A 26,734-nucleotide genomic window follows, 5' to 3' on the forward strand; every position below is an offset into this window, starting at 1 on the left:
CCCGTCATACGGCACCTCCAGGTCTCTCGGTGATCCCTGAAGGTACACCAAATGCTCCCTCAAGGGGGACATCTTATTCCGATGATCTGAGTACTTATACCACCGATGATGACATATGTCCTTCGTTCTTCTCATGGGCTCAAAAAACCCCAACCTCAAAGGCAAGCCGCCCAAACCCGCGGCCATTATACCGAGCCACCCTCCCATGTCAAGAGAGAAATCAACTGAGTTTCTACGCCGCAATTCCAAAGGCTTTCCCCAAACCGTACAGGGGATCAATGACCCCTCAAGCCCGCACGGAATCCTGCCATGATACTCGGTACCTGTCGATTCCCGAACAACGGCCCGCTGGACCGGTACCTGCCACCCTGGGAAACAGGCCGCTTGAGACGTGGAGGAAGGAGGTTCGAAGGAGAAACAAAATTGGGGTTAACCGGATTCCGTGAACAGGTTAACGCTAGAAGCCGGGGCTGCAGGATATTCTTGCCCCGGGCCAAAGCAGATAGAACTTCTCAACAATGGAGGGGTCGGCCCAGAGGCTTCAAAAGTTGCTTGAGAACCTACGTCCCTATACCTTCACTATACCTTCACTATACCTTCAGCATCTTCCGTAATACATAGGGCAGAATTCCGCCGTTTCTGTAGTATTCGACTTCAACCTCGGTGTCCAGCCTGGCGACTACGTGAAAGTCTATCTCCCTTCCGTCTTCTTTGACGGCCTTTACCCGCAGTACCTTCCTGGGTCTTATCTCCTCGACGCCCCGGATCGAGAAGGCTTCGGAACCGTCGAGTCCAAGACTCTCACGGGTCTCACCCTCTCTAAACACGAGTGGCAAAACCCCCATGCCGATGAGGTTGCTCCTGTGGATGCGCTCGAAGGATTCGGCAATTACGGCCTTCACCCCGAGGAGGCGGGTCCCCTTTGCAGCCCAGTCCCTGGAGGAGCCTGTCCCATACTCTTTACCCGCCAGAACCAAGAGGGGAGTCCCCTCCTTTCCGTATTCCACTGCTGCATCATAGACGGGCATCTCTCGGTGCTCCGGAAACTTCAACGTCACCCCCCCCTCTCTCGGAGCGACAATGAGGTTTCTCATTCTGATGTTTGCGAAAGTCCCCCTCACCATAACCTCGTGGTTCCCCCTCCTGGAGCCATAGGAGTTGAAATCACGAGGAGCTACCCCCCTTTCCATCAGGTATCGCCCCGCAGGAGAGTCCTCCGGTATGCCACCGGCAGGAGAGATGTGGTCGGTCGTGATGGAGTCTCCCACTACGACAATAGCCCTTGCCCCCTCGATATCCGAAGGCACCCTCCACCCGGCCCTCATACCCTCAAAGTAAGGAGGCCTCTTTACATACGTGGACCTGTCATCCCAAGGGAAGGTCGTAGTCTGCTCCACATGCAGGCCCTCCCAGAGTGCATCTCCGATGAAGATCCTCTCGTACTCGGCTGCAAAGAACTCACCGCATACGTTTCCCCGGACAAGCTCGCCGATCTCTCCGGACTTTGGCCAGATATCCCGGAGATAAACCGGCTCGCCGTTCGGGTCATACCCCACAGGCTCTGCTTCAAAATCCACACCGACCCTCCCGGCGATTGCAAGCGCCACAACCAGCATGGGTGATGCCAGAAAATTCCATTTGATGCTCTGGTGTATCCTGGCCTCGAAATTCCGGTTCCCCGAAAGGACAGACGCGACTGCAAGGTCGTGTTCGGAGATAACCCGTTCCATCTCTGGATGGAGGGGGCCGCTGTTACCGATGCACGTCGTACAGCCGAACCCGACAGGATGGAATCCGAGGGCCTCGAGATAAGGCATGAGGCCTGAATCCTCGAGATACCTCGTCACTACCCTTGAACCCGGAGCAAGGGAAGTCTTCACATGAGGAGGGACCCGTAGTCCCCTTTTGACGGCTCTTTTTGCAACGAGTCCAGCCCCGATGAGGACAGAGGGATTCGACGTGTTCGTACACGAGGTAATGGCCGCCACCACGATGCTCCCGTCCCCAATTTCCGCCACCTTTCCGTCAAGATCGACTCGGTGACAGGTTCTCGGGGACCGGGAACTCACCCTCACAGAGCCCGAAGAACCAGGCCCCCTGGGCAACCGGGAAACTCCTCCCGAACCGGCATTCCTCTCGCGAAGCGGGGCAAAGAGCGGGGCGAGATTCTTCTTGAACTCCCTCAGGGGAATTCTATCCTGGGGCCTCGAAGGGCCTGCCACTGACGGCTCAACCGAAGAAAGATCGAACTCGATAACCTCGGTGTACTCGGGCTCCTCTCTGCCGGTATAGAAGAGCCCAAGCTCCCTGGTATAGGCTTCGACGATCTCTGCCTGTTTCTCCCGATAGGTAATCCTGAGATAGTCGAGGGTCTTCTCATCCACGGGAAAGAAACCGAGTGTCGCACCGTGTTCGGGGGTCATGTTGGCTATGGTCGCCCGATCGGGAACGGTAAGGTTCTGCACTCCAGGGCCGAAATACTCAACGAATTTTTCCACCACTCCCCGTGTCCTGAGCAGTTCCGTAAGGGTGAGTACAAGGTCCGTTGCAGTGATCCCTTCGTCGAGCTCACCCACCATTCTAACTCCGATCACCTCGGGTATCCGGATGTAATACGGTTGGCCGAGCATGACCGATTCCGCTTCAATCCCGCCGACCCCCCACCCCATCACGCCGATTCCATTGATCATCGTCGTGTGTGAGTCGGTACCGATCAGCGTGTCGGGATAGGCTCTAGCCTTTGCACCGGCCTCTTCGGTGACCACCACTCTTCCCAGGTATTCCAGGTTGACCTGGTGGCATATCCCGGAATTGGGGGGAACAACCCTGAAATTATCGAAGCTTGTCTTTGCCCATTTCAGAAGGGCGTATCTCTCCCAATTCCTCTCGTATTCCTTTTCCACGTTCTTGTTCAAAGCTCTCTCAGTACCGTAGTAGTCGACCTGCACGGAGTGGTCGACAATCAATTCCACTGGAACGAGAGGATTGATTCTCTTGGGATCCCCTCCGAGATCCTTTACAGCATCCCTCATAGCGGCAAGATCCACGACAGCAGGAACTCCGGTAAAATCCTGCATCAGGACGCGTGCCGGGTAATAGGGTATTTCGACAGGCTCGGCGTATGTCTTTTCCCACCTGGCTATTTTCAGCAGATCCTCCTCATGGACCATACGGCCGTCGAGTTTCCTCAAGACGTTCTCAACGAGGATTCTGACCGCAAAAGGGAGTCTTCCTATGTCGGCTATACCCCTTTTCTCGAGCATGACGATATCGAAGACGTCGTACTGTCGCCCCTTGAGGTCTATCTGCCTCCTGAACTCTTCTCTATCCATGGCTCCCATTCTCGTCTGATCAGGCACCGAACAACAGCCGGTCCGCCCCCGGGTCAAATAAGGTTATCGGTTTGCGTTGCACCGAAACGCCGGTCCCGCAAGCAACCAGCTGCCTGCAAGGAAACCGGAAGTGGCAAGCGCTGATATCCACGGCGAGGGAAGAAAGACCGCCCGTGGAGGCCGAACAGAGGTCTTGCAAAACCGCCCCCTGGCTGACGTCGGGACAAGAAAAAGCACTAGACGCCTTTCGAAACACCTATGATGGAAAGCAACAATGCGAGGATTGCAGCCTGAATGATCCACCCTATCAAACAAACCCCTATAGCACGAAACGTGCTCCTGTAATCCAGGGCTTGCCTGACCGCTATGACCATCGCCACCAACATCCAGATTGAGGCGACCAGAAAAACCAACCATCCCAGTCCCGGGATAATGCCCAGCACCCGAATCAACCCAGGAGAACTCGAAAAACCGATGGTTCGTAACAATTCCCCGGGATCCGCCTTGGTCTGAGGCTCCGGAAGGATTTTCGTTCCAACAAGATACGTGATATAAGCCCAGGCAAACCACCCGATGACGGCAAATATCGTTCCCATTAGAATCCCGCCAAGCCCTCCCTGTGTTATGGTCCCTATACCAGCAGCTACGCTTGAAAGAACGACAACACCCATGGCTTGCCCCATGGCTCCCTTGTCGGCCTCAACCTCCTCATACAGATTGGCATCCAGCTTGGCAGCACGAACAATACGATCCTGAAAACCAGCCATATCCCCCTCCTAGGTTTTTTGTTCCCTGTACATTCGATTCCTGTCCTTCTGCAGGGTTCTCGCGTGAGTCCACCCTAGTCTATGATCCGCGAGAACAGGCCACGTTGCTCGGAAATACGAGTAGATAGGTCTCGTATCCGAAGACTGCCGGAATTTCCTGAAAAAATCAGCGGTCTCTTAATCCCAGGATCGTTCTGGCTTCATCAGGAGAGGCCACGTCCCGGCCGTACTCGCGGGCGATGCGCACGATCCTCTCTACCATCTGGGCATTGCTCCTGGCCAGGACCCCGGACTCGTAGTAGATATTGTCCTCCATGCCGACCCGGATGTGTCCCCCCATAATCAGGGCCATCATGGACATGGGCAGATGCCCTCTGCCCACACCGATGACAGACCAGGTTGCCTTCGGAGGGATCTGTTCGTACAAATGCAACATGGATTTCGGCGTTGCCGGAGCACCCCAGGGTGTTCCCAAGACGAACTGGAAATGGAGCGGATCCTCCAGCCTTTTCTCGGCTCTCATGCGGAGGCAGGTCACCACCATGCCCGTGTCAAAGACCTCGAGCTCGGGTTTCACTCCTTCCTGCTTCATCCTCCTGGCCGCCTCATGGAGGAAGGACGGCGGGTTCAGAAAGACATCTCCTCCAAGGTTGATCGACCCGGCGTCCAGGGAGGCCAATTCCGGTTTCAACGCAAGCGGGGCCAGTCTCTCCTCGGTTGGCAGGTTGCGCCCTGGTATCCCGCTGGTGGTAAGGCAAAGGACAAGGTCGGTCTTCTCCCTCAAAGGTTCTACGACCCGTCTGAAGAGATCCACGTCCTGGGTGCCCAATGCGGTTTTCGGATCTCGCACATGAATGTGTACCACCGCGGCCCCGGCGTGCCAGCACTCCACGGCCGAACGGGTGATCTCTTCCGGCGTGATTGGGATGTAAGGCGTTTTATCACGCGTGATTCTGCTTCCCGTGAGAGCCGCCGTGACTATCACCTTGTCCACAGGATCTACTCCCTGTCTTTTCGTTTCCAAAGGCCTCCCCGTCGTTGCCGGGCCCAAGTATCAGCCCAAAAATATCCACTAATTTCAAAGAGACATCAAGTCCCTTCCCTAGGCACAGGGCCGGGACCGACCTTCCCTGCTCGTCCCGACATCCCTTCACTAAGGTCTCCTCGTTGTGCTATGATCATGTTGTCTGCCGAGTCCTCACGGGAGAAAAGAACGGGACAAGAGCAGTGGAGTTGCCGGAGGGACTGGGCCGCGAGGGCCACAGAAACGGTTGTCTTTGTTCATGAGAGCTGATGTCTATCCCGGAACTCTTAGGAAACGGTCCTATGGCTGGGGTGGAGAGACAAGGAGGACATCGATGAATATCGACTTCAGTGCCGATGAGGTCTTCGAGATGGCAGAACAGATCGAGAGAAACGGCGCGCGATTCTATCGCCGCGCGGCCGAGGGAGTCCTTGATTCGGGCGAGCGCCGGATGTTTCTCGAACTGGCCGCCATGGAACAGAATCACGAAAGGGTCTTTGCCTCAATGAGAGAGGAGCTCTCCACCTCGGACAGGACCGCAGCGGCATTCGATCCTCAGGGCGAAGGGGCCTTGTACCTGCGGGCAATGGCAGACGGCCACGTCTTTGATCCAAAAGCAGACCCCGTGGATTTTTTCAAGGATCAACACACCCAGAGAGACATCCTCAAGAAGGCTCTCGATCTTGAAAAGGACTCCATTATCTTCTACCTCGGCATCAAGGAGGTGGTGCCCGAAAGGCTGGGCAAGGGCAGAATCGAGGAAATCATCAAGGAAGAGATGAGACATATCGTCTTTCTCAACGGGGAGTTGACCGCCCGCGGTCCTTCCGGGTGAACCGGCAGAGATGAGCAGCTTTTCCATCCATCAGCAGGCGAAGCTCAGAGCCGCCGGGCGAACTCTTGCCCCTTGGAAGCCGTTTCTTGGATCTTTGCCGCACATAGGGACACGGAAAGTCGGTGGAATCATGGCCGTACCGGGTAATCTGCTCACGACCGCCATGGGGGTCATGCCGCATACCGATGTGCATGGGGCCATGGAAATGGCACTGTCCCTGGATGTTCCGTTCTGGCCCCAACTCCCCCATGTCAGCTACTATGAGGACATGTACGTCCAGGCCTCTGAACACTTTCCGGGAATCGTGCTCGATATGGAAAAGCGCACATTGCGTTTTTCCAGGGAGAAATTCATCAGGGAATTGGAGCAAACCCTGGCCCATTTCGAAGAGCCGGGCTATTTCGACATCAGCAAGACCTATTCGGTGGTCTACCATCTCTTTCTCGATCTCGATCTCTCCAATAGACCGGCCATACGGGGCCAAATCGAGGGCCCGATCAGCTTCGGCTTCAACGTCCTCGATGACGATGACCGGCCGATACTCTTCGATGACACGGTACGTCCGTTCATGGTGGAGGTCCTTGCAAGGAGAGTCAATGCCCAACTCAACCGGCTCAAGAGAAAGAACGAGAATGCATTCATGTTTGTTGATGAGCCGGGGTTACAGTTTCTCTTCAGTGGCATGTCCGGTTACGGAGATCTGCCGGCCAAAGGCGACATGGAGACCTTTTTTTCCATGATAGAGAGACCCCGTGGCGTCCATCTATGCGGTAACCCGGACTGGGATTTCCTGCTTAGCCTCGATCTGGACGTCCTGTCCCTGGATGTCTACTCAAACGGCGAGGTCTTTGCCGCCTATGCACCCTCGATCAGAAGGTTCCTCGAACAGGGCAGGGCCATCGTCTGGGGGATTGTGCCGACCAATCACGAGGCATTCGAAAAGGAGGGGCTCGACTCCCTGGAAAGACGGCTCAGTGACATATGGGTTCCTCTCGAAAAAAAAGGGATAGACCGCGAATTGCTCGTCTCGAGAAGCATGCTCTCTCCCGCCACCTGCTGCCTGGTCAACCCGGATGGAGAGAAGACCGTGGACAGGGCGTTTGGAATGATCCGAGAGCTGTCTCTGAGGCTCCGGGAGAAATACGGAGTATAGCCTGGAAACCGACAATCAATGAAATATTCCGCAATGGTTCCTAAAGGGTAAGATACACGGGTTGCTCATGAAGGAGAGACAACTCAACGAACTGAGCATCCTCCACGGTGCGGTCGAAAACACAAACGAGGCCTTTATCACCATCGACCAGGACCATAAGGTCATATTCTTCAACCGGGCCGCCGAGAGGATCTTCGGTTACAGCCGTGGCGAGGTAATCGGGCATGATCTCGACGTGATCCTGGGGCCTCGATGCAGCGAGAACCATCGCCGGGCGGTTTCCCGGTATTTGGAGACGAGAAATCCCAGACTGATCGGCCATGAGACCGATTTCGTCGCCTTCCGAAAAAATGGAGAGTCATTCCCTGCCAGCATCTCTTTTTCCGTGGCTGCCATTGATGGAAAGCTTTTCTTCACGGGAATCCTCAGGGATATGACAGAGACAAGGCAGCTCGAGGAAAGGATTCAGAGATCGGAGCGCCTCGCCGCTCTCGGGCAGGTGGTGGCAGAGATCAGCCATGAGATCAGAAACCCCCTGGCCCTGATCGGAGGGTTCTCACGGCAATTGGCGAGGACGGCTCAAGATGAAAAGACCAGATCCAAGCTCGATATCATCACCCAGGAGGTCGGGCGGCTGGAAAACCTTCTCGGGGAGTTACGGGACCTCTACGCGCCCATGAGGCTGGTGATTGAGAAGATCGACTTGAACGAATTGCTCCGGGAGATCTCCTCCCTTGCCCATGAGAGCTGTAGGAAAAAGGGCATCCGTTTGAGTCTGGATACCGAGGATGGCCCCGTATTCGTGGAAGGAGATCGGGGCAGGCTCAAGCAGGCCTTGCTGAACCTGGTCAAGAACGGCATGGAGGCCATGAAGAAGGGAGGAACTCTCCTCATGCGATCCAGGGTCTCAGGCGACCGTGCAGAACTGGCGATCTCTGATGAAGGGCCCGGAATTCCAGAAGGCGCGAAGGAGAAGATATTCAACCCCTTCTTCACCACCAAGAAACAAGGCACCGGCCTCGGTCTCTCAGTAACAAAAAGGATCATAGAGGACCATCCCGGTTACTCCTTCACGCTGGCAAGCCAGAGGGGCAGGGGAACCACCGTGAGGATAACCATGGGAATTTCCAAGAGGGAAGGAGAGAGCTGAGATTGGAAAGCCCACCGGCTAGTCAAAGGGGATTCCCATCCCGGCCAGTTCCTCTTTCACCTCGCCGTACAGGCGTACATACTCTTGGCCCGGTTTTCCCCTTTTCACGTCGAAGCAGTCCTGATAACGGCTTCCCTCCGGAGGTGCATCCAGCTGTGTCTCGTACTTCTCGAGCAGGCGCACCACGAGGCCAGTCGCCTGGTCTCGCCTCAGCTTGGAGGCCGCCCTTGCCATCTCGATCCCGAATCTGGCCTCCATGGGCGTGATGCCGTCGGTTTTCACCGCCTTAGCCGGATGGGGTGTCTGAACCGACGGGGCTCCGGCAGTGACCGTGGCAAGCAGGTGGGCCGCTGCCTCATAGAAGTACATCCTCGTCATTGGACCTGCGGCCATGTACCCGAGCCAGATTACGGGCATCGGTATGTTCCGGCTTGCTGCCTGGCAGCTCGATGCCACAGCCCACAGGACATCTCTGGTTGTGGAGCACCCGTACCTGAAGTGGACCGGGAAGGTAAGCTGGTAGTTCCCGTGGTGCACCAGGAGCCCGACCAGGATATAGGCGGTACTTACCACTGCCGTTCCTGGCGCCCCACCGCAGTATCCTCCGAGGATAGGACTGGTCTCCGCCCCGATGTTTGCCCCCCAGTTGAGGAGGTAGGCTATCTTGTTCATGGCCCCGAAGTCGATCTTCATCTCCGAGATGGCGCCGCAGAGCCATCCGTCTGTGGGCCTCAGCCCGAACTGAGGTCCGCTTGCCGCAATGGTGGTCACCGCAGTTGCGGCAGTGGAGATGAGGTTCATGATGGGGAGGCCCGGCCGGCCCGCCCGCCTCAAGGCCTCGCGGCCTATCCTGATCCCGAGGATCGCCGCATAGAGTTCCGCCGGAGATCCCGCCGATACGGGAATCCCCCTGATGCTGTCCAGAGCCGAGATGCTGATCGAGTCTGCCTCTGCCATGGAGCCATAGGCTTCGATGAGGTTTGTGGCCATCTCCTCGGATGTGGCCACGATGCCTGATCCCACATGAAGCCAGGGGAGCTTTCCATCATCAGGCCTCCTCATGGAAAAAACCCCGGCATCCTTGCCCTCACCGGCAAGGCACCTGCCCGGGGCCACCTTGACCGCCTGGAGGATCTCCTCCCTGGTGAAGCGGATCACCCGGTTCGTGTCCTGGCAGTAAACCCCCACCCGACTCAGAAAATCGACCGCCCCATCAAAGAGGATATCCGCCGCCCCATCGTCTGAGGGAACGGGATTCTCTTTATCGTAGCGAATACCGTAGGTCTTGACCACCTGATTGAGCTCGGGGATGAAGACCTTCATGTCGAAGTCCCTCTCCGCCATGACAGGGCCCTTCAGAGCCCGCTCATATACCTCCAAAAAATCCATTGCTCCCATTCCTCCCGGTTTTCGGACTCAGAGGACCGGAGGCCGCGGCCCCGGACCAAGGTCCTTGCGTTCGGCTGCCTCCCCTTCCCATCGGCCCCAGACCGGTAGATCACGATCTGTTCATATAGTCGTCCGCAAGGGCGAGAGCCTCGTCGATTCGGTCCAGACCCCAGGCGAGCTCGTCCCTGGTAATGCAGAGGGGAGGACAGATCATGAGGACATTCCACCGCATGTAAGTGTAGAGGCCCACCTCCTTCAGCCTGCCGAGCAGTTCGCCTGTTATGGGGTGCTTCTTTTCGTAGTTGCGCACGGTCCAGGGGACGATAGGCTCTCTCGTTGCAGGGTCCTTCACAAGCTCTACGGCCGCAAAGAGTCCCTTGCCCCGGACATCCCCGACGCTTCGATGGTTCTTCTTTATCTCCTCCAGTCTCTCCATGAGAAAGAGGCCGAGTTCCTTGGAATTCTCGATCAGCCTCTCTTCCCTGTAGACCTCGATAGCTGCAATCGCCGCGGCACAGGCCACGGGGTTTCCAAACTGGGTGAGGCCGGCATAGAGGATATTCTCCTCGAAAAAGTCGGCTACCCTGGTGGTTGTCATGACCGCACCCAGGGGAAGATAACCCGAGTTGATCCCTTTGGACAGGGTCATTATGTCGGGAGTCACCTTCCAGTGGTCGGCGGCGAACCACTCCCCGGTCCTTCCAAAGCCCGTCATCACCTCGTCAAAAATGAGCAGTGCTCCGTAATGGTCGCAGATCTCCCTGAGCCGTTCCATGTATCCCTCAGGCGGTACGATTCGGCAGTTACTCCCCGTAATGGGTTCCACGATGATCGCGGCCACCGTCTCCGGCCCTTCCACCTCGATGAACTCACGGATCGCCTCTGCACAGTAAAGGTCACACTCCGGGTATGTCATCTTGAAAAAACAACGATAGCAGAAAGGATCCCATACATGGAGAGATCCCGGGACGCCGGGTTCGGCAGGAATCCTCCTGGGATCTCCCGTGATGGAACTGGCACCGTATGTCCCCCCGTGATACGACCTGTACCTGGAGATCACCTTCTGCCTCCCTGTGAAAGCCCTGGCCATCTTCAAGGCGTTCTCATTGGCCACGGCCCCTCCTGTCACAAGAAAGGTCTTGGAGAGGTCCCCTGGAGCGATGTCTGCCAGTATCTTGCCGAGCATGGCCCTTTGATCGTTGGCAGCTCCCGGCATGGCGTAGCAGAGCCTGTCCACCTGCTTCTTTATGGCCTCGAGGATCTTGGGGTGTTGGTGGCCGGCATTCACGTTGATCAGTTGGGATGCGAAGTCGAGGTACCTCTTTCCCTTATCATCCCAGAAGTAACTCCCCCTTGCCCCGGCGATTATGAAGGGTTTGAACCCTTTCTGGGCAGTCCAGGTGTGGAAGAGATACGTTCTCTCATACTCACCGATGGCCTCGGGGTCCATGGCCAAAGACGACTCACTCATGTTGATTTTCCTTTCCTCCGGCTCACCCGGGGCGGCCCCTCCTCTATCCAGGGAAGGGGCCCTTCTCTGCCGGGAGCAGGAAAACCCACCTCCCATCTCATGCCGGGAAAGGCCTGGATCGGGCCTGCCTTTATCCAGACACCCGGTCCTATCCAGGCCGGGTCTGGTCAGGTAGGGCCATGTCTCTCCACTATCCCATGAACTCCGTTTCGATCAACTCCGGAAGTTCTTTCACGCTGGGAATCACATGGGTATGCCAGTACCTCCCCCATGCCGTCACGGGCCGGGGGCCGCTCAGTACGCCGACCACACCACGACAACCCGCGTTGCGGCCTTCCAACATGTCTGCCGGTGTATCGCCGATCTTGATCACCTCATGAACACTCTGAACGTCCAGATGAGTCATGGCATAGAAGATCATAAAAGGCGCGGGCCGTCCGATCTCCCCGGGGACGTGTTCCACGTCGACCGAAAGATCGACAAGGCCGTCCCGGACCCATCCGAGCCCTTCCATGATCGCTTCGGTGACCGCCCGGTGGAAGCCCGTATCGGTGGCCACCCTGATGCCGTGGTCGTGGCACCACCGGAAAGTGTCCGACGCACCGGGAACCTCTCTCACCTCGTTTCTATAATGTTCGATCATGATCTCCTGATACCGGTCGAAGACCTTCTTGGCCTCTTCGTAAGTCTCCGGATCTCTGATCTTCTCAAAATCCTTGATGTCGATCTGCTTCCCCCTCTCCCGGGCGATCAGGAACTGGTAGAGATGGATCTTGTTGGTCCCCATGTTCAGGAGAATCTCCTCCGGGGTGGTCTTGAGATCGTATTCCTGGGCCGCCTTGTACAGACAGTCCCTCACACCCGTGTCGTCATGGACGGTTGTTCCCGAGAGATCAAACATCACCATGCTGATCTTACTCATTTGCTCAGCACCTCCTCCACATAAGCGATCTGATTGAATAAGATACGAGACTCAGGTAATATGAGTCAACGTAATTTAATTCATATCACTCATAACGGCCGGTTATCCCCGTGAACTTCAATCAATTGAAAATCTTCTACTATGTGGCCAAACACGGAAGCCTGAGTGCCGCGGCCGAAGCCCTTTACATAACCCAGCCTGCCGTGACAAAACAGATCCAGAACCTCCAGGAGGTATGCGGCGTCAAGCTTCTCCACCGTTTCGGCAAGAGGATGGTTCTCACCGATGCCGGAAATGTGCTCTACGGCGTGGCCGAAAAGATCTTCCAGTTGGAGAACCAGGCAGAAGAGGTCATCCGTGATTTCCAGCAGCAGAAAAGGGGGCATATCCGAATCGATACGAGTGAAAGCTTCGGCGCCTACTATCTTCCTGACATAATCATTCCTTTCAGCAAGATGCACCCCCAGATAAGAGTGTCGGCCATGATACTGCCGACCCCCCAGGTGGTGGAGAGGACCATTCGCCTCGATAATGACGTGGGGTTCATCTCCTACCCTGTCGGCCACAAGAAGCTGGCAGTCAGGGAGATAATGGAGGACAGACTGATTCTCATTGCCTCTCCCACCCATCCCTTTTCCAGGAGGGAGGCCGTTGAACCCGACGACCTGGAAGGCCAGTCATTTGTAATGCACGAAAGCGATTCCGCCACCAGGAATATCGTAGACGATTTTCTCAAGAATCACGCCGTCTCAGTCTTCATGACCCTGGAACTCTCCAATAACGAGGCGATAAAGAGGGCCGTGGAGCGGGGAATCGGCCTCTCTCTCATCTCAGAGAGAGTGGCCAGAGGCGAGATCGAGCGGGGCACGTTGAAGGCCGTTCCTCTGGCCGGTGTGTCACTGATGCGGAAATTCTATATGATCCACCACAGGGAAAAGTACCTGTCCCAGCCCCTTCAGGTCCTGATCGAGACGGCCTGCGAGTGGGCTTCGGGCCATTCCGGTCTCGCCCGTTAAGATCGCTGCCCCTCCACTGACCGCCGGGAATATTCCGATCACGTCCCCTTCCTTGACTTGTTTGGGCTCCATTTCGCCCCTGTTGCGAAGGACCACCCTGTCGTTCAACACGACCAGGGTCTCATCGTCGAAATCGTCGGCAAACCCTTCGATCCTCTCCTGGAGCAGGCGTACCACGTCGGCCACAACCAGACCGTCGGCCACGGTCATGTGGATCTCCTCCCCTGCCAGATCACGAAACGAGCCGAAAAAACGGACGCGGATCCTCATGGTCGCCTCAAAACCTCACATCCAGCAAGACCGTTCAGACTCCTTTATCGGCCAGAAGGTTACGGTCTTCCATGAAATGGGCGATTCCGGCAGACTCGGTCGGTCCGTCCATCCCGGGAGCCCGCCCCTTTCGTCTTGCCATGGTCCAAACCCTGTCGCACCCATCCTCGATCGTGCAAATGGAGAGGACGGGCAGGAGTCGGCAACGGGCAGCACATCGACGGCTCTCCCTGTCCGGACTACGGGGACGGCACGTACCTGAGATGAATGGCGAAGTCGATCATCAGGGCCAGGAAGCAGGCCACCACGGGTGTCAGGAACCAGGCAAGAAGGATGTTGACCAGGGTCTGGCGGCGAATCGTCCTGATGCCCTTCACAATCCCTATGCCCAAGACCGCTCCCACCACGGCCTGAGACGTGGAGACCGGGACGCCCAGAAAGGTGTAAATATGGACCGTTATGGCCTCTGCCAGGACGACTACAAGGGCGGAAAAGGGATCAAGCTTGACCAGTTTCCTGCCAATAGTCTCCATGACGCCCCGACTGAACGTCATTATTCCAAGGGCTATGCTGAGCCCTCCCAAGAGAACCGCCATGAATACCGTCAGCACCCCCGCGCTCACAAAAACAGCCGTCACATTGGCCACGTTGTTCGCACCGAGCGCATAGGCTCCATAAGACCCCGCCCCGATCAGGCATAGGCGGAGCCCGATGTCGGCCTGAAAGAGACTCGGCCTCATCCTGTTGTATAGGAGTGCAAGCAATTTGTAAACGATGACGGCAATGACCACCCCGCCCACCGGGGTGCCGAACCAGCAGGCCACCACCTTGCCGAAGCCGGCCATATTGATCTGCCGGTTCAAGATCCCGATGCCGAGGATGGCCCCCACCACGGCCTGCGAAGTCGAAACAGGGAGCCCCAGGAAGGTCATCACGGTCACCGCAGCCGCAGCGGCGACCGATGAAACCACGGCCAGGGAGAGGGTCATCTTCGTCAGCCCCGCATACGTCTCGATCCCGGCTCGACCTTCGAGGAGGGCACCCAGGACCACAAAGACCGATGCCAGAATGGCCGCCGTCCAAAAGCGGAGCATTCTTGAAGAGACCGCTGACCCAAACACGTTGGCCGCATCATTGGCCCCGAGGGACCATCCCAGGAAAATACCTCCGAGAAGAGAGACCATCACACCTGCCTCTTGATACTGATGATATGGACGCGGCGTGAAACACGGTCAGCCTGATCTGAGATCTCCCCCATTTGAATTATCATCTCCTTTAGTTGAATCTTTTGAAACGGGTCGATATGAGAGTCAAAAATCTTGGTGATGATCCTTCGTTCGATGTGGTCGCAGTGGCTCTCGTTGTTGTCTATGGCAAGGACCAGGGACCGTATGTCTCCCGACTTCTTGAAAAGGGCATCCACCTCCTTGACCAGCAGATCGCAACACTCTAGGGAGACACGGAGCAGTTCCCGGATGTCCAGAACCAGGAAATCAGGGGTGGCGAGCCTCTGGGTTTGGATCATGTAAAGAATGAGTTCGAAGAGGCTGGGAATCTGGTCGATAGCTTCGAGCAGGCCGAGAATGTCCCCCCGCGACTCCGGAATCAGCGCCTTCTCGTACATCATGGTTTCGATCTCGTTTCTGATGTCGTCGGCCTTTGACTCGACTTTGTGGGTCTGGTTGATGAGAAACTCAAAGTCCTCGGAAAAACCCTTGCTGAAGTACACGTTGACCGCCTTGAGGAAATTCTCCTGAGCCTGCTTCAAAGTCTCCAGGTACTGGTAGATGAGTCGTTCAACGTGCTGTTGCTTCTTAAAAAGAAACTCCAACATCTCCGCCCCCTTTTTGCGGGTTCACGAATCCGGCTTCTTCCCTTCCGCCCCTCACCGCGAATCAAAAACAGATTGACTCCCCGGCAAGTAAACTATATAAATTAGAACACTTTGAGCCATTCGTCAAATTAATAGTCTTTATCAAGGCCATTACTGCGACAAATATGAACCTCCATCAGCTTGAGATCTTTTACGCCGTGAGCAAGAACGGGAGCTTCACCCAGGCAGGGAACGAGCTCCTCCTCACCCAGCCGGCGGTGAGTATCCAGATTCACAGGCTCGAGGAGGAATACCGGACCAGGCTCTTCGATCGGGTCGGCAAGAAGGTGATCCTCACCGAGGCGGGAAAGGTTCTCTTCGACTATGCCGCCAGGATTCTGGAGCTCTCCAAACAGGCCGAGTCGGCCCTCCAGGACCTCCAGGAGATCAAGACGGGCAGCCTGAATATCGGTGCAGGTCTCACCCTGGGAGCTTACTATGTTCCCGAGATCATTAACCGATTCTCGAAGAAATACCCTCATATCTCAATCCGCATGCATCTGGGCAACTCCTTCAGGATCACCGAGAACATCCTCTCCTTCAAAGAGGATCTTGGCTTTGTCGCCAGGGTCCACCATCAGGACAGGCTCGCGGTGCTCCCCTTTTTCAGGGAAGAGCTGGTGCTCATCACATCCGGCAACCATCCCCTGGTGGGAAAAAAGGAACTATCGGTTCGTGACATTAAGGGGGAACGATTCATCCTTCGGGAGCGAGGATCCGCCACCCGAGAGGTGACGGAGGAAACACTCGAGAAGTTCCGGGTTCCCATCACGGTGGTCATGGAACTCGGAAGCAACGAGGCCATCAAGGCCGCGGTCCAGAGCGGCCTCGGAGTTTCCATCATTTCCCGGCGAGTGGTTCTCAAGGAGATCAGGATGAAAGCCCTGGTTACCCACACTTTCCTGGACGCGCGTATGGAGCGGGATCTGTACATGGTCTATCACAGAGACAAGTACCTTTCATCCCCTGTCCGTGCCTTGATCGAGACGGCCATGATGGCGTTCAAATGAGATTCACGGTCCGGGGGGCTTGACTTCCTCTCTGGTATCCCCCGAGGATTGCCAATGGCAGCTGAGACTGTTTTCAATCTCATCGGTGGACTGGGCCTTTTTTTCCTCGGAATGAAGACCATGTCCGACAGTCTGAAAAAGGTCGCCGGTGATCGGCTGAGAAACGCCCTCCACATCCTGACCAAGCAGCCGATCATAGGCCTCTTTGTGGGAGCCATAGTGACCTGCCTTATTCAGAGCTCCAGTGCCACGACCGTGATGTCTGTGGGCTTTGTCAATGCGGGTCTTCTGACGCTGAAGCAGGCCATCTCCATCATACTCGGAGCCAACATCGGCACGACGGTTACGGCCTGGCTCGTTTCGTTTTTCGCCGTCTTCAAAATCACCAGCTATGCACTGCCCGCCATAGGGGTCGGATTCTTCGTAACCATGCTGGGAAAGACGCGTTCGACCAGGATGTGGGGGCAGTTCATTCTCGGCTTCGGTCTTCTCTTTACAGGACTGGGGTTCATGAAGGATGCTTTTGTCCCGTGGAGAGAGAGTCAGGCACTCAAGGACGCCTTTCTCACCTTTGGGAGTCATCCCATTCTCGGTATCCTGATCGGGGTTGTCGTAACCGTGCTCTTTCAGAGCTCTTCCGCAACCATTGCCCTCCTCCAGATAATGGCATTCTCCGGGTTGATCGACTTTCAGACGGCAATCCCGATTATCCTCGGTGACAATATCGGAACAACGGTCACTGCCGAACTCTCGGCTATCGGAAGGAACACAAACGCCAGGAGGACCGCACGGGCCCACGCATTGCTCAACATTATCGGCGTCTGTTACATGATTGCCCCTGTGTATACCGGAGCCTACGGCCGGTTGATCGAACTCATGGTTCCAGGGCCTGTAACGACAGAGAACATCATGCTCCACATAGCCCTTTCGCACACCGTTTTCAATGTCATCAACTCCTTCTTTGTGTTCTTGCCTTTGATAGACGTGCTCGAGAAGCTGGCCATACGGCTCACGCGAGTCAAACCCGGCACGGTCGATATCGGACCGATATACCTGGAGAAACACCTTCTCGAGACCCCCTCTCTTGCCTTGGAGCAGACGATCAATGAAATAACAAGAATGATCGACATTGCCCGCGACGCCTTGCGAAATGCTGTGAAGAGCTTCGTCGACAACGATACGAAACCCTTTGTCAGGATAAGGGAACAGGAGGATGCAGTCGACAACCTTCAAAAGGAGATCACCCAATACCTCGTCGAGCTCTCCCAAAAGAACCTCGAAAAGCCCGAGGCGGAGATGATCCCGGTCCTCCTCCACTCGGTGAACGATGTTGAAAGGGTCGGGGATCATGCCATCAACATCCTGGAACTCTCCGAAAGAAAAATCGACGAAAAGCTTCCTTTTACCGTCAGTGCGATCGACGAGTTGAAAGAGATCGTGAACATCGCCTTCTCGATGCTCGAAAACGCCATAACGGCTCTGAGAAAACACGATGTGCTCTCAGCAGAAAGAATCATAGAGGCCGAAGGCCGTCTCAACGAACTTCAAGTCGAACTCAAAGAAAACCACATTCAGAGGTTGAGCAATGGGACCTGCAATCTGCTCTCAGGCATCGTGTTCATCGATTTTGTCGATAATATGGAAAAGATCGGGGATCACGTCACCAATATCGCCGAAGGTGTGCTGCGTCATCTGCAATGGAATATGGACATAACAGGGCACGCCTGAGTGCTTTTGGGGGCACCGGCACCCCGGATTTCGAGGGAGAAGCCCGATTAGAATCAGGAATCTCCCACAGAGATGGAGAGCGACATCTCGGGGCAACCGACCGGCGGTGTTCTCTTTTTCCGGAGGGAGTCGATGTTGAAAGGCAGGACTGTTATTCTGGGCGTAACAGGGGGAATTGCGGCATACAAGTCGGTGGAACTTCTCAGAGAATTGAGACGAAGAGAGGCAGATGTCCGTGTGGTAATGACCAGACACGCTCAGGAGTTTGTGAGGCCGCTCACATTTCAAAGCCTCTCCGGTCACCGGGTCGCGCTGGATCTCTTCGAACCGGTCTGGGAGAGTGACATCGGTCACATCGCTCTTGCCGACATGGCCGATTTGGCCGTAATCGCGCCGGCCACGGCCAACATTATCGGCAAGATAGCAGGCGGGATCGCCGATGACCTTCTTTCGACCCTGGTGACGGCTCTCAAGTGCCCGCTTCTCTTGGTCCCTGCGATGAACACCCGGATGTGGGAGAACCCGATTGTGCAGCAGAATCTGGAGAAGCTCAGGGTTCGCGGATACGAGTGGGTGGAGCCAGAGAAGGGAGATCTCGCCTGTGGGGCCACGGGTAGGGGTCGAATGGCGGAGACAGGCGAGATTGTCGAGAGAATGGAGGACCTTTTGACGGAAAAGGACCTTAGAGGGCAGCGCTTACTGGTCACTGCAGGACCGACCGTGGAGGGTGTCGATCCGGTCCGTTACATCACGAACCGCTCCAGCGGAAAGATGGGCTATGCCATAGCCAGAATAGCCAGGCGCCGGGGAGCAGAGGTGGTTCTCGTCAGCGGGCCGAGCCTGATCCCCCCTCCCCGGAGAGACATCCTCTTTGTCTCCGTGAGAAGCGCGGCTGACATGAGAGCCGCCGTCTTCGACCACTACAGGGATTGCTCGGTGGTGATAATGGCCGCTGCGGTAGCCGACTACCGGCCGAAAGAGGTCTTTGTCCGTAAGATGAAAAAACAGGGCAAGGAGACCTACCTCATGGAGCTCGAAAGAAACCCGGACATCCTCAAAGAACTCGGGGAAGTCAAGGAAGACAGAATCCTGGTGGGTTTTGCTGCCGAAACCGAGGCAGTCGTCGAAAACGCCCGTGCCAAGCTCCAGGCAAAGAACGCCGACCTCATTGTAGCCAATGATGTCAGCCGGCAGGGGGCGGGATTTGAAGTCGACACGAACATCGTCACGATCCTCGACAGGCGGGGAAAGGTCAAGAACCTGCCCCTCATGACCAAGGAAGAGGTGGCCCGCCTCGTTCTCAACCAGGTCGTCAAGATCCTGCGCATGCGGGAGAGAAGCAGCCGGAATCTCCCCTCCGGCAAAAGATAACAGAGGTCCCAAAGGAGTCGGCCTGAATCATACCCTCGACTTCATGGTCACCATCTCAAGCAGATCGGCGGCGTCCTCTGCCCGGTCGGAGATCTCCACAATCGTGTCGAGACAAAGCCTCAGATGAATCCTGTGGCCATAATCGAGGGGAGCTGTGAATATCTGCCTGGTCAGGTCCCATTCGATCTTGTCCACATCCGACTCTTTGATCCCCACCTGTTTGGCCTTTTCCCTGATGAAATCCACATCCCCTTCTCCACCTACATACTCGAGCAGGCCCTCCTTAAGGGCCCCCATGGTGGCAAAGGATTCCTGAGCCACACGGAGAAACTGTTCCCTCATCTCCTGCGGAATTTCCGGCCTTTGATCCAAGAAGAAATCACAGCACGCCTCGGCAGCGTCATCGACCTTGTCGATGCTTTCCACCAAATGGTAGATGTCCTCTCGGATCGCGGGAAGATAGGCACCCGAATAGAGCCGGTCGCGAATGTTGTACCGGATGAAGTCGGCTTGCGTTTCCAGCCCGTCTACCTTGAGGGCCAGAACCTTTGCTTCGGATATGTTGCCCGTGATGTAGGTCTCTATGCACTTCTTTGCAGTGGCCAGTGTCTCTTCCACCTTGTCCAGGTGCTTGATGATCAGCTCGATCACCTCTTTCTCTTTCTTGAAGATCACGCCGCTCCCTCCCTCTGGCAGAGCTGTAGTCGCCCATAGGCTCCAGGCCCGCTCCCCATAGTATACCACCGGCGAGGGCGGCTTGTCGCCGGCAAAGAGGACCGACTCCGAGAATCCTCTGGAGCAGGTTCATTCGAGGAGAAAAACCCCCCGATACAGGAGGAACGAGGACAGCCCGGCAAAGGACGGGGTCAACACCCACCCGGCAAGGATGGTGAGGACGGTCTTCTTGCTGATCGATCTGGCTCCCTTGGCCAGGCCGGTTCCTGCAACCGCCCCCACAACCGCCGAAGAGGTCGAAATCGGAATCCCCATGATGGAGAAGAGATGAATTCCAAAGGCCGAAGACATCTGGGCTGCAAAGGCACCGGACAGGTCGAGGGACGTGATGCCCTTGCCCACCGTGTCGGACACCTTCCTTCCGTAGGTAATCGAACCGAGTGCCAAAGCACCGCCACCTATGGCTACCAGTGTTCTCGGATGGACAATCCCCAGGTTTGCTATGGGACCCACAGCGTTCCCGGCATTGTTGGCCCCCATGGAGTAGGCCACGTAGCAGCCTGAGAGAATTGCCAGCCACCCCAGGAGATTTTGGACAAAGATAACACTCCCCTTCAGCCTTCCGAGGAGCGAACCGAGCAGGCGGGTAATGCCGCATGAAAGAGCAAGAGTCAAGGCCGGGCAGACCACCCAGCTCTCAAGGATGGTGACGAACTTCGAAAAATCGACATTCGCACCAACAGCTAGTCCGATTCCGACCACACCGCCGACCATCGATTGGGAGGTCGACACAGGGATCTTGAAAAAGGTGGCCAGGGTCACAAAGCCCCCCCCGCATACCAGAGCCACAAATACCGCCGCAAAAGGAAGCTCCTCGGTCACTATGCCCTTACCGATGGTCTTCATCACATGGTGCCCCTGCAGGGCCGCTCCCAGAAATGCAAAGACAGCAACCAGAGCGACAGCCCTCCGGTACGGGATCAGTTCCGCGCCGACGACCGTACCGATGCAGTTTGCCGTGTCGTTGGCCCCGATATTCCAGCCCACGTAGATCCCGCCGAAAAGAAGCAGAATGACCAAGGGAAATTCGACGGCAATTACCTCCTGTTCGTTTGTCTTGTCCCTATCCGGACGAGCCGGAAGAGATCCGGATCAGTCAGCCCGTCAGGCAACCGTATGATCCTCCTCTATCCTTTCCCTGACCATGATTCCCCGCCTGGCCAACTCTCCAATGAATTCCGCCGGGTCGAAAGCGCCTTCCGGAGCGACCACTCCTCTCGTCTTGACCCGACCCGATGCGATCATCTGGGCACCGATGGAAAGGGGAACTCCCACACTCCTTGTATACGCCCTGGGGCCCTCCCAGCCTTCCACCTCGCCTGGTGGATTGGAGGTGGTGAGGATATGGCGGACGGTTCTCCCCTGCCGTGTGCCGACTACCTCCACGTGGAGGGCATAACCCCAGAGATCCTGTTCCTTCCCCTCAGGGGCCTGGTCGAGGTAGGCGGCAACGAAATCCCTTGACCCGATTTCAATTCCCCTGATCTTCACCTTGTCGTTTCTCAGGAATCCATACTCGTAGAGAGCCTTGATGAGCCTCATGTTTTTTTCCGGCCAGGTCCCTCTCACCTCGATCCGCTTCACTCCCTCGATATACCTGGGAAGGGTGTGAACCTCCGGGTGGGGGATTATATACTGGGGGAGAGAACCAAAGGGTTCGGGAAGCTCTATCTTTTTCTCCAGCGAAAAGGGAGGAACCTGGAGGTATCTCCCCCTGTCGTAAACAACGCGGCCCGGCATGGCGGGATCGTACTCAAGAAAGGTGGTAGAACTGAGTCCCGGTGAAGGGGCGATGGCCCGAAACGCCCCGTGACTGATATAGATCCCTTCCACCTCTTCCATCTGATCCGCAGCGTATTTGGCCAGGATATTGGTCGTACCCGGAGTCATCCCGACCCCGGGCACGAATATGATCCCTGCCTGTCTCGCCCTGGTATCGTAGTCAAAATAGGTCTGTCCCATCCCGGTGACATCGAGACCGCTCACGCCGGCGGCCATAACAGCATCGACCAGCAGCGTGTCGAGTGCGATGGGAAGGCCGGCCATGACCACGTCATATCCCCTCATCACTTCAACCGATCCCGCGGTATCCGTGATGTCCAGGTGGACAAAATCGACCCTCTGATCGCCCACCTCTTCCCTGACCTGCCGAGCCGCCTCCTCGTTCACATCGCCGATGGTGATCTGATCGAAATCACCGAACTCTATCAGGTCCTTCAGAGACTCCCGACTGATCTGCCCGGCAGCGCCGACACAGAGTATCTTCATCTCTTCCCTCCTACAGGCCGAAGAAGCCCGTTTCCCACCGGTGGCCACCTCTCACGCCAGAGACCGCCTTCCTGGGGCAGAGAGCCGCGGAAATGAAAAAAAAGTCCCGCGGAATCCGGCAGGACCTGAGTTCTTGCAAATCATGGGATTCTATCGAACCATCCATGAATCGATACTCTCCACCGGCTAGGCTACCCTCTGTCGTGCATAGGCCGAGGCCACTTCACTCACGACGACGAGGCCGATAATGACCAGCAGGGTCATACCGGTCTTCTCATAGGCCAGTGTCTCGATGGTCTCTCGCAGGTACATACCGATCCCACCGGCCCCTACGTATCCCAGTATGGTTGCCATCCGGAATGTGGAATCCCAGCCGTAAATGGCAATCCCCGTCCAGGCCGTCTCAACCTGGGGATAGATCCCGTAGAGAAAGACCTTGATCTCGCCTGCTCCTGTCGCCCTGATGGCCTCCACGGGTCCGATGCGGATGTCTTCGATCTCCTCTGCCATGAGTTTTCCGCAGAACCCGATGGTTGCCAGAATGCAGGTAACCGCCCCTGCAAGAGGGCCGAAACCGAGAATCATGGTGAAGAGGATCGCCCAGATCAGCTCATAGATCGACCGGGCACCGATGATGATACCTCGCCCCAGAGGATAGAGTATCCATTTGTTTGGTGTCATGTTGAGGGCGGCAAACCACGCAAGAGGCACGCAGAGCGCCAGACCGACAACAGTACCGAAGAAACCGAGCTGGAAGGTCTCAACGATCGACTTCAGCATACCCATGTTCTGTATGTATTTGAAATCAGGAGGGCAGAAGAGCTGCGAGAACTTGTGCCCCAGTGGGCCGAACATCCCCGTGAAGCGGCTCAGAGGGATATTGAGGTAGTGAAGGGACCAGACCACAAAGGCGAGGAAGAAGAGCACGCCCAGGTAACCCGACAAACCCGTCCTGAGTGCGCTCTCCCCCTCATCCGTTGAGTCTGCCGATCTCCTCTGATGGTCTCGGTGTGGCAACTCTGAAACCACCTCCATGGCGCCTCAGGTGAGCATGGTCCGGAGCTTGGTCGAGACGAACTCACCCAGCAGGACCAACCCGAGGATTGCAACCAGCACAGCGGTCGCGTTGGTGTACTGATAGGCCATCATCTTGATGCTGAAGATAAGCCCCAGACCGCCTCCACCCACGATCCCTATGATCGTCGCCCTCCGGATATTGATATCCCATTGAAAGATCGCACTCCCGATGAAGAGGGGCAGGATCTGGGGGATGATCCCGTAGAGGACCACCTGCGCACCGCTCGCCCCAGTGGATCGGATCGCTTCGATGGGGCGGTAATCGATATTCTCTATCTGCTCTGCAGTCAGCTTGGACATGAATCCGATAGAGCGCACTCCAAGTGCCAAGATCCCCGCAAAGGGCCCGAGCCCCAGGGCTGCAACAAAGATCAAGGCCCAGACGACCTCGTGAACTGACCTGGAGACCGTCATGATGAACCTTCCAATAGGGTAGGTGACAGGCGCAAAAGGGGTGATATTCCTGGCGGCGAGCCAGGCCACGGGCAGTGCAAGTATGAGTGCCAGAAAGGTCCCGATCACGGCAATCAAGAAAGTATCGAAGGTAGCCCTGCCCAGTTCGAGCACATACGGCCAGTTGGGGGGAAAGAACCGGGTAATCGCCCGCCATACCTGCTGGAGATCACCGACCTTTCTCCAGTCCGTCCCCACAACGAAAACCCCGTAGGTAGACCAGGCCATCACGCCGGTCAGAGCCAACAGCAGAAGATACCGGTATATCCCTAGGCCTCTCTCCTCACCAGATGGAGCCATAACTCCCCCTTCCTCATCGGCCTGGCGTTGACTCCCTCAGATCTTGTACCGGTAGACCTCCTCGAGCCTCTTCTGGTCGAATTCGTCCGCCCTACCCTCGGAAACGACCGTTCCGTCACGCATTGCGACGATCCTATCCGCATACTCCAGAGCCAGATTGACATCGTGAATGCTGATCAACACCGGAACGCCCAGCTTCTTGGATATCTGATGGAATTCGTTCATTACGTCATGCCCTATTGCCGGATCAAGGCTCGAAGTCGGTTCATCTACCAGAAGCAGCCTCGGGTCCTGGATCAAGGCGCGTGCAATACCCACACGCTGCCGCTGGCCACCGCTCAGCTCGTCGGCCCGTTTGTACAGATAGGGCCTGATTCCCACAACCTCGCTGATCTCCACGGCTCTTCTCACATCTGCCTCTGGAAACCTACGCAGCACACTCCTCCACAGACTCGTATAACCGAGCCGCCCGGAAAGGATATTCTGGATTACCGTCAGTTTTTCGACCAGGTTGAATTCCTGAAAGATCATGCCCATCTTTCTCCGGGCGTGGCGGAGCTCTCTCTTACCCAGACTCGTGATTTCAATGCCCTCTAAGAAGACCTTCCCGGAATCGGGTTCGACCAGACGGTTTATGCACCTCAAAAGGGTCGACTTTCCTGAACCACTCAGACCGATGAGGCCGACAAATTCCTTCTTGTCCACCCTGACACTCACCCCTTTGAGAGCCCTCGTACCGTCTGGGTAGGTCTTTTGCAGATTCTCGACGACCAATGCTTCCATTGAATTACCTTTTTCTCGGCGTTTTTCCAGATCCGAGCTTCCCACCCCCCGAAACATGAGAAGAGATAGAAGGTGAGAAGGGGGTCCCTCCCCACCTTCTCAGAGAACCAGAGCCGTTGCAGCAGGCCTTACTCTTTCATCTTCTTCTTGGCCTCGTAAAGCTCCCGGATCACATCGTAGTCCTGATCCTTCATGGGCACGAACTTGGTGCCCCCGATGGAATCGAAGAAATCCTTCGACTCGGGCTGTTCATGCCAGGTGAGGAAGGCCTTCTCTATCTTCGCCCTTATGTCGGGACACAGGCCTGTCCTGTAGGAGTACGGGTCGAGTGGGATATCAGGGGAGCTCCACAGGAGGTTCAACTCATCTGCAGGCTTCCCCATCTCCCCCCGCTTCCAGAGCCTGAATGGGGCTGAATCCCATGTAAATGCCACATCGATTCGCCCCTCCAGCACTGCCAGTATGTTGGCATCGTGCGATCCCGTAAAGACCAGCTTTGAGAAATACTTATCGAGCGGCATACCACCGAGCTGGGTCTTGGTAAAGAGCACGTTTGGAACCAACCAGCCCGAAGTACTCCCTGGATCTGGAAAACCCGCAACAGCCCCCTTTATCTTTTCAATCGAGGTATAGGGAGACCCCTTCTTCGATACCAGGATCCCCTTGTAAGAGGGCCCCCCCGGCACAAAATGCTCCGGCATCGGTTTGACCGTATAAGTGGCAAACACCCTTATCTTTCCAGGAGCCTTTTCGGTGGCCAGCACATAGGCAAAGGGACCGAAATTGGCGATATCTGCAAACCCCCCGAGCATGGCCTCGATTTGAGCGGCATAAGAAGTGGTCATGTAAAAGTCCACCTTTTTCCCCGTCACCTTTGCAATGTAATCGAGCATGGGGGCCACGCGTTTGGCCACCACCGGAGCCCGCTCCTGGGACATGGCCGCATAGGTGAGCGTATCCGGATTCTCGCACTCTCCGGCAAACACGGTCCCGGCCGCAACCGAGCCCACGAGTGCTATGACACAGGCTATGACAAGAACACTCCTTGCAGGATTGAGCTTCGTTTTCATTGTCTTCCCTCCTTTGAATCAAGCGGTTCCTGGTTCGGGCCGGCAACGAGCCGCGGGCCGACCCGCCCCTCTCTCACCTTCCCTGATTCCAACGAGCCCGTCTCTCACCCCCTTTCCTCGTGCCGAAGTCGCCTCTCACCCCCTTTCTCGCACTACCCTACTGTTTTTTCCTTATAGCACAGCACTATTCCTCGGTCAAATTCTCCGATTGATCATGGTTTCCGGGCGTTCTATCCGGTGACAGGCCTTGCGCCAGGCGGGTAGCAGCTTCGGGCAGGGAGCTCGAAGGGGAAGAGAAGCTCAGCAGGGTGTCAGATCATCTCCTTCATCAGCTTTCCGAGATCCCAGGGCACCTCGCCGACTTTTACCCCCGCCTCTGTCAGGGCTCCGATCTTGCTTTCGGCCGTTCCCCGGTTACCCTCCACAATCGCGCCGGCATGGCCGAGGCGCTTTCCTTCCGGTACATTCCGCCCCGCAATAAAGGCGACTGCGGGTTTGGTACCGCCCCGGCCGATATAGGCTGCCAGTTCCTCCTCCATGGTCCCTCCGATCTCCCCCACAAAAGCAACGCCCACGGTCTCTTCATCCTCCTCGAACATCCTGTATATGTCGAGAAAGGTCGATCCGACAACGCCGTCCCCGCCGATACCGACGACCGTGCTCTGGCCGAGCCCCTCCTCCACAAGGCTCGCCGTGATCTCCGTGGTCAGCGTTCCACTCCTGGACACCACCCCGAT

At 56.4% G+C, this 26,734-nt stretch carries 24 protein-coding genes; 7 read left to right on the forward strand and 17 right to left on the reverse strand.

What is annotated here, in order from left to right:
- Window positions 1–590 precede the first annotated feature (590 nt).
- From acnA to JRJ26_15835, 3 genes are all read right to left on the reverse strand, one after another.
- Window positions 591–3,332 carry an aconitate hydratase AcnA gene (acnA, locus tag JRJ26_15825; protein ID MBW2058956.1) on the reverse strand — a complete coding sequence of 914 codons (2,742 nt, stop codon included), beginning with the start codon at window positions 3,330–3,332 and terminating at the stop codon, window positions 591–593.
- Window positions 3,333–3,568: 236 nt separating this feature from the next.
- Window positions 3,569–4,099 (reverse strand): hypothetical protein, encoded by a 531-nt coding sequence (locus JRJ26_15830; GenBank protein ID MBW2058957.1) that lies wholly within the window; start codon window positions 4,097–4,099, stop codon window positions 3,569–3,571.
- A 166-nt stretch (window positions 4,100–4,265) separates the two neighbouring features.
- Window positions 4,266–5,093, reverse strand: a complete 828-nt coding sequence (locus JRJ26_15835) for a 3-keto-5-aminohexanoate cleavage protein (protein ID MBW2058958.1) — start codon at window positions 5,091–5,093, stop codon at window positions 4,266–4,268.
- Between the two features lie 364 nt (window positions 5,094–5,457).
- Here JRJ26_15835 and JRJ26_15840 point away from each other — a divergent pair, with 364 nt between their 5' ends.
- The 3 genes from JRJ26_15840 (at window position 5,458) to JRJ26_15850 (ending at window position 8,261) form a co-directional block, all read left to right on the forward strand.
- Window positions 5,458–5,958, forward strand: a complete 501-nt coding sequence (locus JRJ26_15840) for a ferritin family protein (GenBank protein ID MBW2058959.1) — start codon at window positions 5,458–5,460, stop codon at window positions 5,956–5,958.
- A gap of 130 nt (window positions 5,959–6,088) precedes the next feature.
- Entirely contained in the window at window positions 6,089–7,111 is a 1,023-nt protein-coding gene (locus JRJ26_15845) for a hypothetical protein (protein MBW2058960.1), read from the forward strand.
- 67 nt (window positions 7,112–7,178) lie between these two features.
- Entirely contained in the window at window positions 7,179–8,261 is a 1,083-nt protein-coding gene (locus JRJ26_15850) for a PAS domain S-box protein (protein ID MBW2058961.1), read from the forward strand.
- A gap of 18 nt (window positions 8,262–8,279) precedes the next feature.
- Here JRJ26_15850 and JRJ26_15855 read toward each other — a convergent pair whose 3' ends face one another.
- The 3 genes from JRJ26_15855 to JRJ26_15865 all read right to left on the reverse strand — a co-directional run bounded on the left by JRJ26_15855 (window position 8,280) and on the right by JRJ26_15865 (window position 12,043).
- Entirely contained in the window at window positions 8,280–9,650 is a 1,371-nt protein-coding gene (locus JRJ26_15855) for a monomethylamine:corrinoid methyltransferase (GenBank protein ID MBW2058962.1), read from the reverse strand.
- Window positions 9,651–9,759: 109 nt separating this feature from the next.
- On the reverse strand, window positions 9,760–11,121 hold the full coding sequence (locus JRJ26_15860) for an aminotransferase class III-fold pyridoxal phosphate-dependent enzyme (GenBank protein ID MBW2058963.1): 1,362 nt from the start codon (window positions 11,119–11,121) through the stop codon (window positions 9,760–9,762).
- Between the two features lie 190 nt (window positions 11,122–11,311).
- Entirely contained in the window at window positions 11,312–12,043 is a 732-nt protein-coding gene (locus tag JRJ26_15865; GenBank protein MBW2058964.1) for an HAD hydrolase-like protein, read from the reverse strand.
- Window positions 12,044–12,153: 110 nt separating this feature from the next.
- On the opposite strand from JRJ26_15865, the gene JRJ26_15870 reads away from it, so the two are divergent.
- Window positions 12,154–13,059, forward strand: a complete 906-nt coding sequence (locus JRJ26_15870; protein MBW2058965.1) for a LysR family transcriptional regulator — start codon at window positions 12,154–12,156, stop codon at window positions 13,057–13,059.
- Here JRJ26_15870 and JRJ26_15875 read toward each other — a convergent pair.
- The 3 genes from JRJ26_15875 to JRJ26_15885 all read right to left on the reverse strand — a co-directional run bounded on the left by JRJ26_15875 (window position 12,940) and on the right by JRJ26_15885 (window position 15,163).
- A complete protein-coding gene (locus JRJ26_15875) occupies window positions 12,940–13,329 on the reverse strand; it encodes a MoaD/ThiS family protein (GenBank protein ID MBW2058966.1) in 390 nt (129 codons plus the stop codon). The two genes, JRJ26_15870 and JRJ26_15875, sit on opposite strands and share 120 nt — an antisense overlap.
- A gap of 239 nt (window positions 13,330–13,568) precedes the next feature.
- A complete protein-coding gene (locus JRJ26_15880; protein MBW2058967.1) occupies window positions 13,569–14,516 on the reverse strand; it encodes an anion permease in 948 nt (315 codons plus the stop codon).
- On the reverse strand, window positions 14,513–15,163 hold the full coding sequence (locus JRJ26_15885; GenBank protein MBW2058968.1) for a DUF47 family protein: 651 nt from the start codon (window positions 15,161–15,163) through the stop codon (window positions 14,513–14,515). Before JRJ26_15885 ends, JRJ26_15880 begins: the two co-directional genes overlap by 4 nt.
- A 164-nt stretch (window positions 15,164–15,327) precedes the next feature.
- On the opposite strand from JRJ26_15885, the gene JRJ26_15890 reads away from it, so the two are divergent.
- From JRJ26_15890 to coaBC, 3 genes are all read left to right on the forward strand, one after another.
- Window positions 15,328–16,212, forward strand: a complete 885-nt coding sequence (locus JRJ26_15890; protein MBW2058969.1) for a LysR family transcriptional regulator — start codon at window positions 15,328–15,330, stop codon at window positions 16,210–16,212.
- 54 nt (window positions 16,213–16,266) lie between these two features.
- Complete coding sequence (locus tag JRJ26_15895) at window positions 16,267–17,940, forward strand: Na/Pi cotransporter family protein (protein ID MBW2058970.1); 1,674 nt, start codon at window positions 16,267–16,269, stop codon at window positions 17,938–17,940.
- Window positions 17,941–18,072: 132 nt separating this feature from the next.
- On the forward strand, window positions 18,073–19,311 hold the full coding sequence (gene coaBC / locus JRJ26_15900; protein MBW2058971.1) for a bifunctional phosphopantothenoylcysteine decarboxylase/phosphopantothenate--cysteine ligase CoaBC: 1,239 nt from the start codon (window positions 18,073–18,075) through the stop codon (window positions 19,309–19,311).
- 27 nt (window positions 19,312–19,338) lie between these two features.
- Here the strand turns inward: coaBC and JRJ26_15905 are convergent, their stop codons facing one another.
- The 8 genes from JRJ26_15905 to JRJ26_15940 all read right to left on the reverse strand — a co-directional run.
- Window positions 19,339–19,986: a DUF47 domain-containing protein gene (locus tag JRJ26_15905; protein MBW2058972.1), complete on the reverse strand. Its 648-nt coding sequence runs from the start codon at window positions 19,984–19,986 to the stop codon at window positions 19,339–19,341.
- Window positions 19,987–20,115: 129 nt separating this feature from the next.
- Window positions 20,116–21,066, reverse strand: a complete 951-nt coding sequence (locus tag JRJ26_15910; GenBank protein ID MBW2058973.1) for an anion permease — start codon at window positions 21,064–21,066, stop codon at window positions 20,116–20,118.
- Window positions 21,067–21,150: 84 nt separating this feature from the next.
- Window positions 21,151–22,314: a saccharopine dehydrogenase NADP-binding domain-containing protein gene (locus JRJ26_15915; protein MBW2058974.1), complete on the reverse strand. Its 1,164-nt coding sequence runs from the start codon at window positions 22,312–22,314 to the stop codon at window positions 21,151–21,153.
- 186 nt (window positions 22,315–22,500) lie between these two features.
- Window positions 22,501–23,349 carry a phosphonate ABC transporter, permease protein PhnE gene (phnE, locus tag JRJ26_15920; GenBank protein MBW2058975.1) on the reverse strand — a complete coding sequence of 283 codons (849 nt, stop codon included), beginning with the start codon at window positions 23,347–23,349 and terminating at the stop codon, window positions 22,501–22,503.
- A 6-nt stretch (window positions 23,350–23,355) separates the two neighbouring features.
- Complete coding sequence (gene phnE, locus JRJ26_15925; protein MBW2058976.1) at window positions 23,356–24,144, reverse strand: phosphonate ABC transporter, permease protein PhnE; 789 nt, start codon at window positions 24,142–24,144, stop codon at window positions 23,356–23,358.
- Between the two features lie 36 nt (window positions 24,145–24,180).
- Entirely contained in the window at window positions 24,181–24,927 is a 747-nt protein-coding gene (gene phnC / locus JRJ26_15930) for a phosphonate ABC transporter ATP-binding protein (protein MBW2058977.1), read from the reverse strand.
- Window positions 24,928–25,055: 128 nt separating this feature from the next.
- The gene (locus JRJ26_15935) at window positions 25,056–25,997 is read right to left on the reverse strand and encodes a phosphate/phosphite/phosphonate ABC transporter substrate-binding protein (GenBank protein ID MBW2058978.1); all 942 of its coding nucleotides are present in this window, start codon (window positions 25,995–25,997) and stop codon (window positions 25,056–25,058) included.
- Between the two features lie 311 nt (window positions 25,998–26,308).
- Window positions 26,309–26,734, reverse strand: a 426-nt coding sequence (locus tag JRJ26_15940) for a succinate--CoA ligase subunit alpha (protein ID MBW2058979.1), incomplete at its 5' end; no start/stop codon positions are given.

The organism is Deltaproteobacteria bacterium (genome assembly GCA_019308905.1).
In the GTDB taxonomy this organism is placed as follows: Bacteria; Desulfobacterota; BSN033; order WVXP01; family WVXP01; genus JAFDHF01.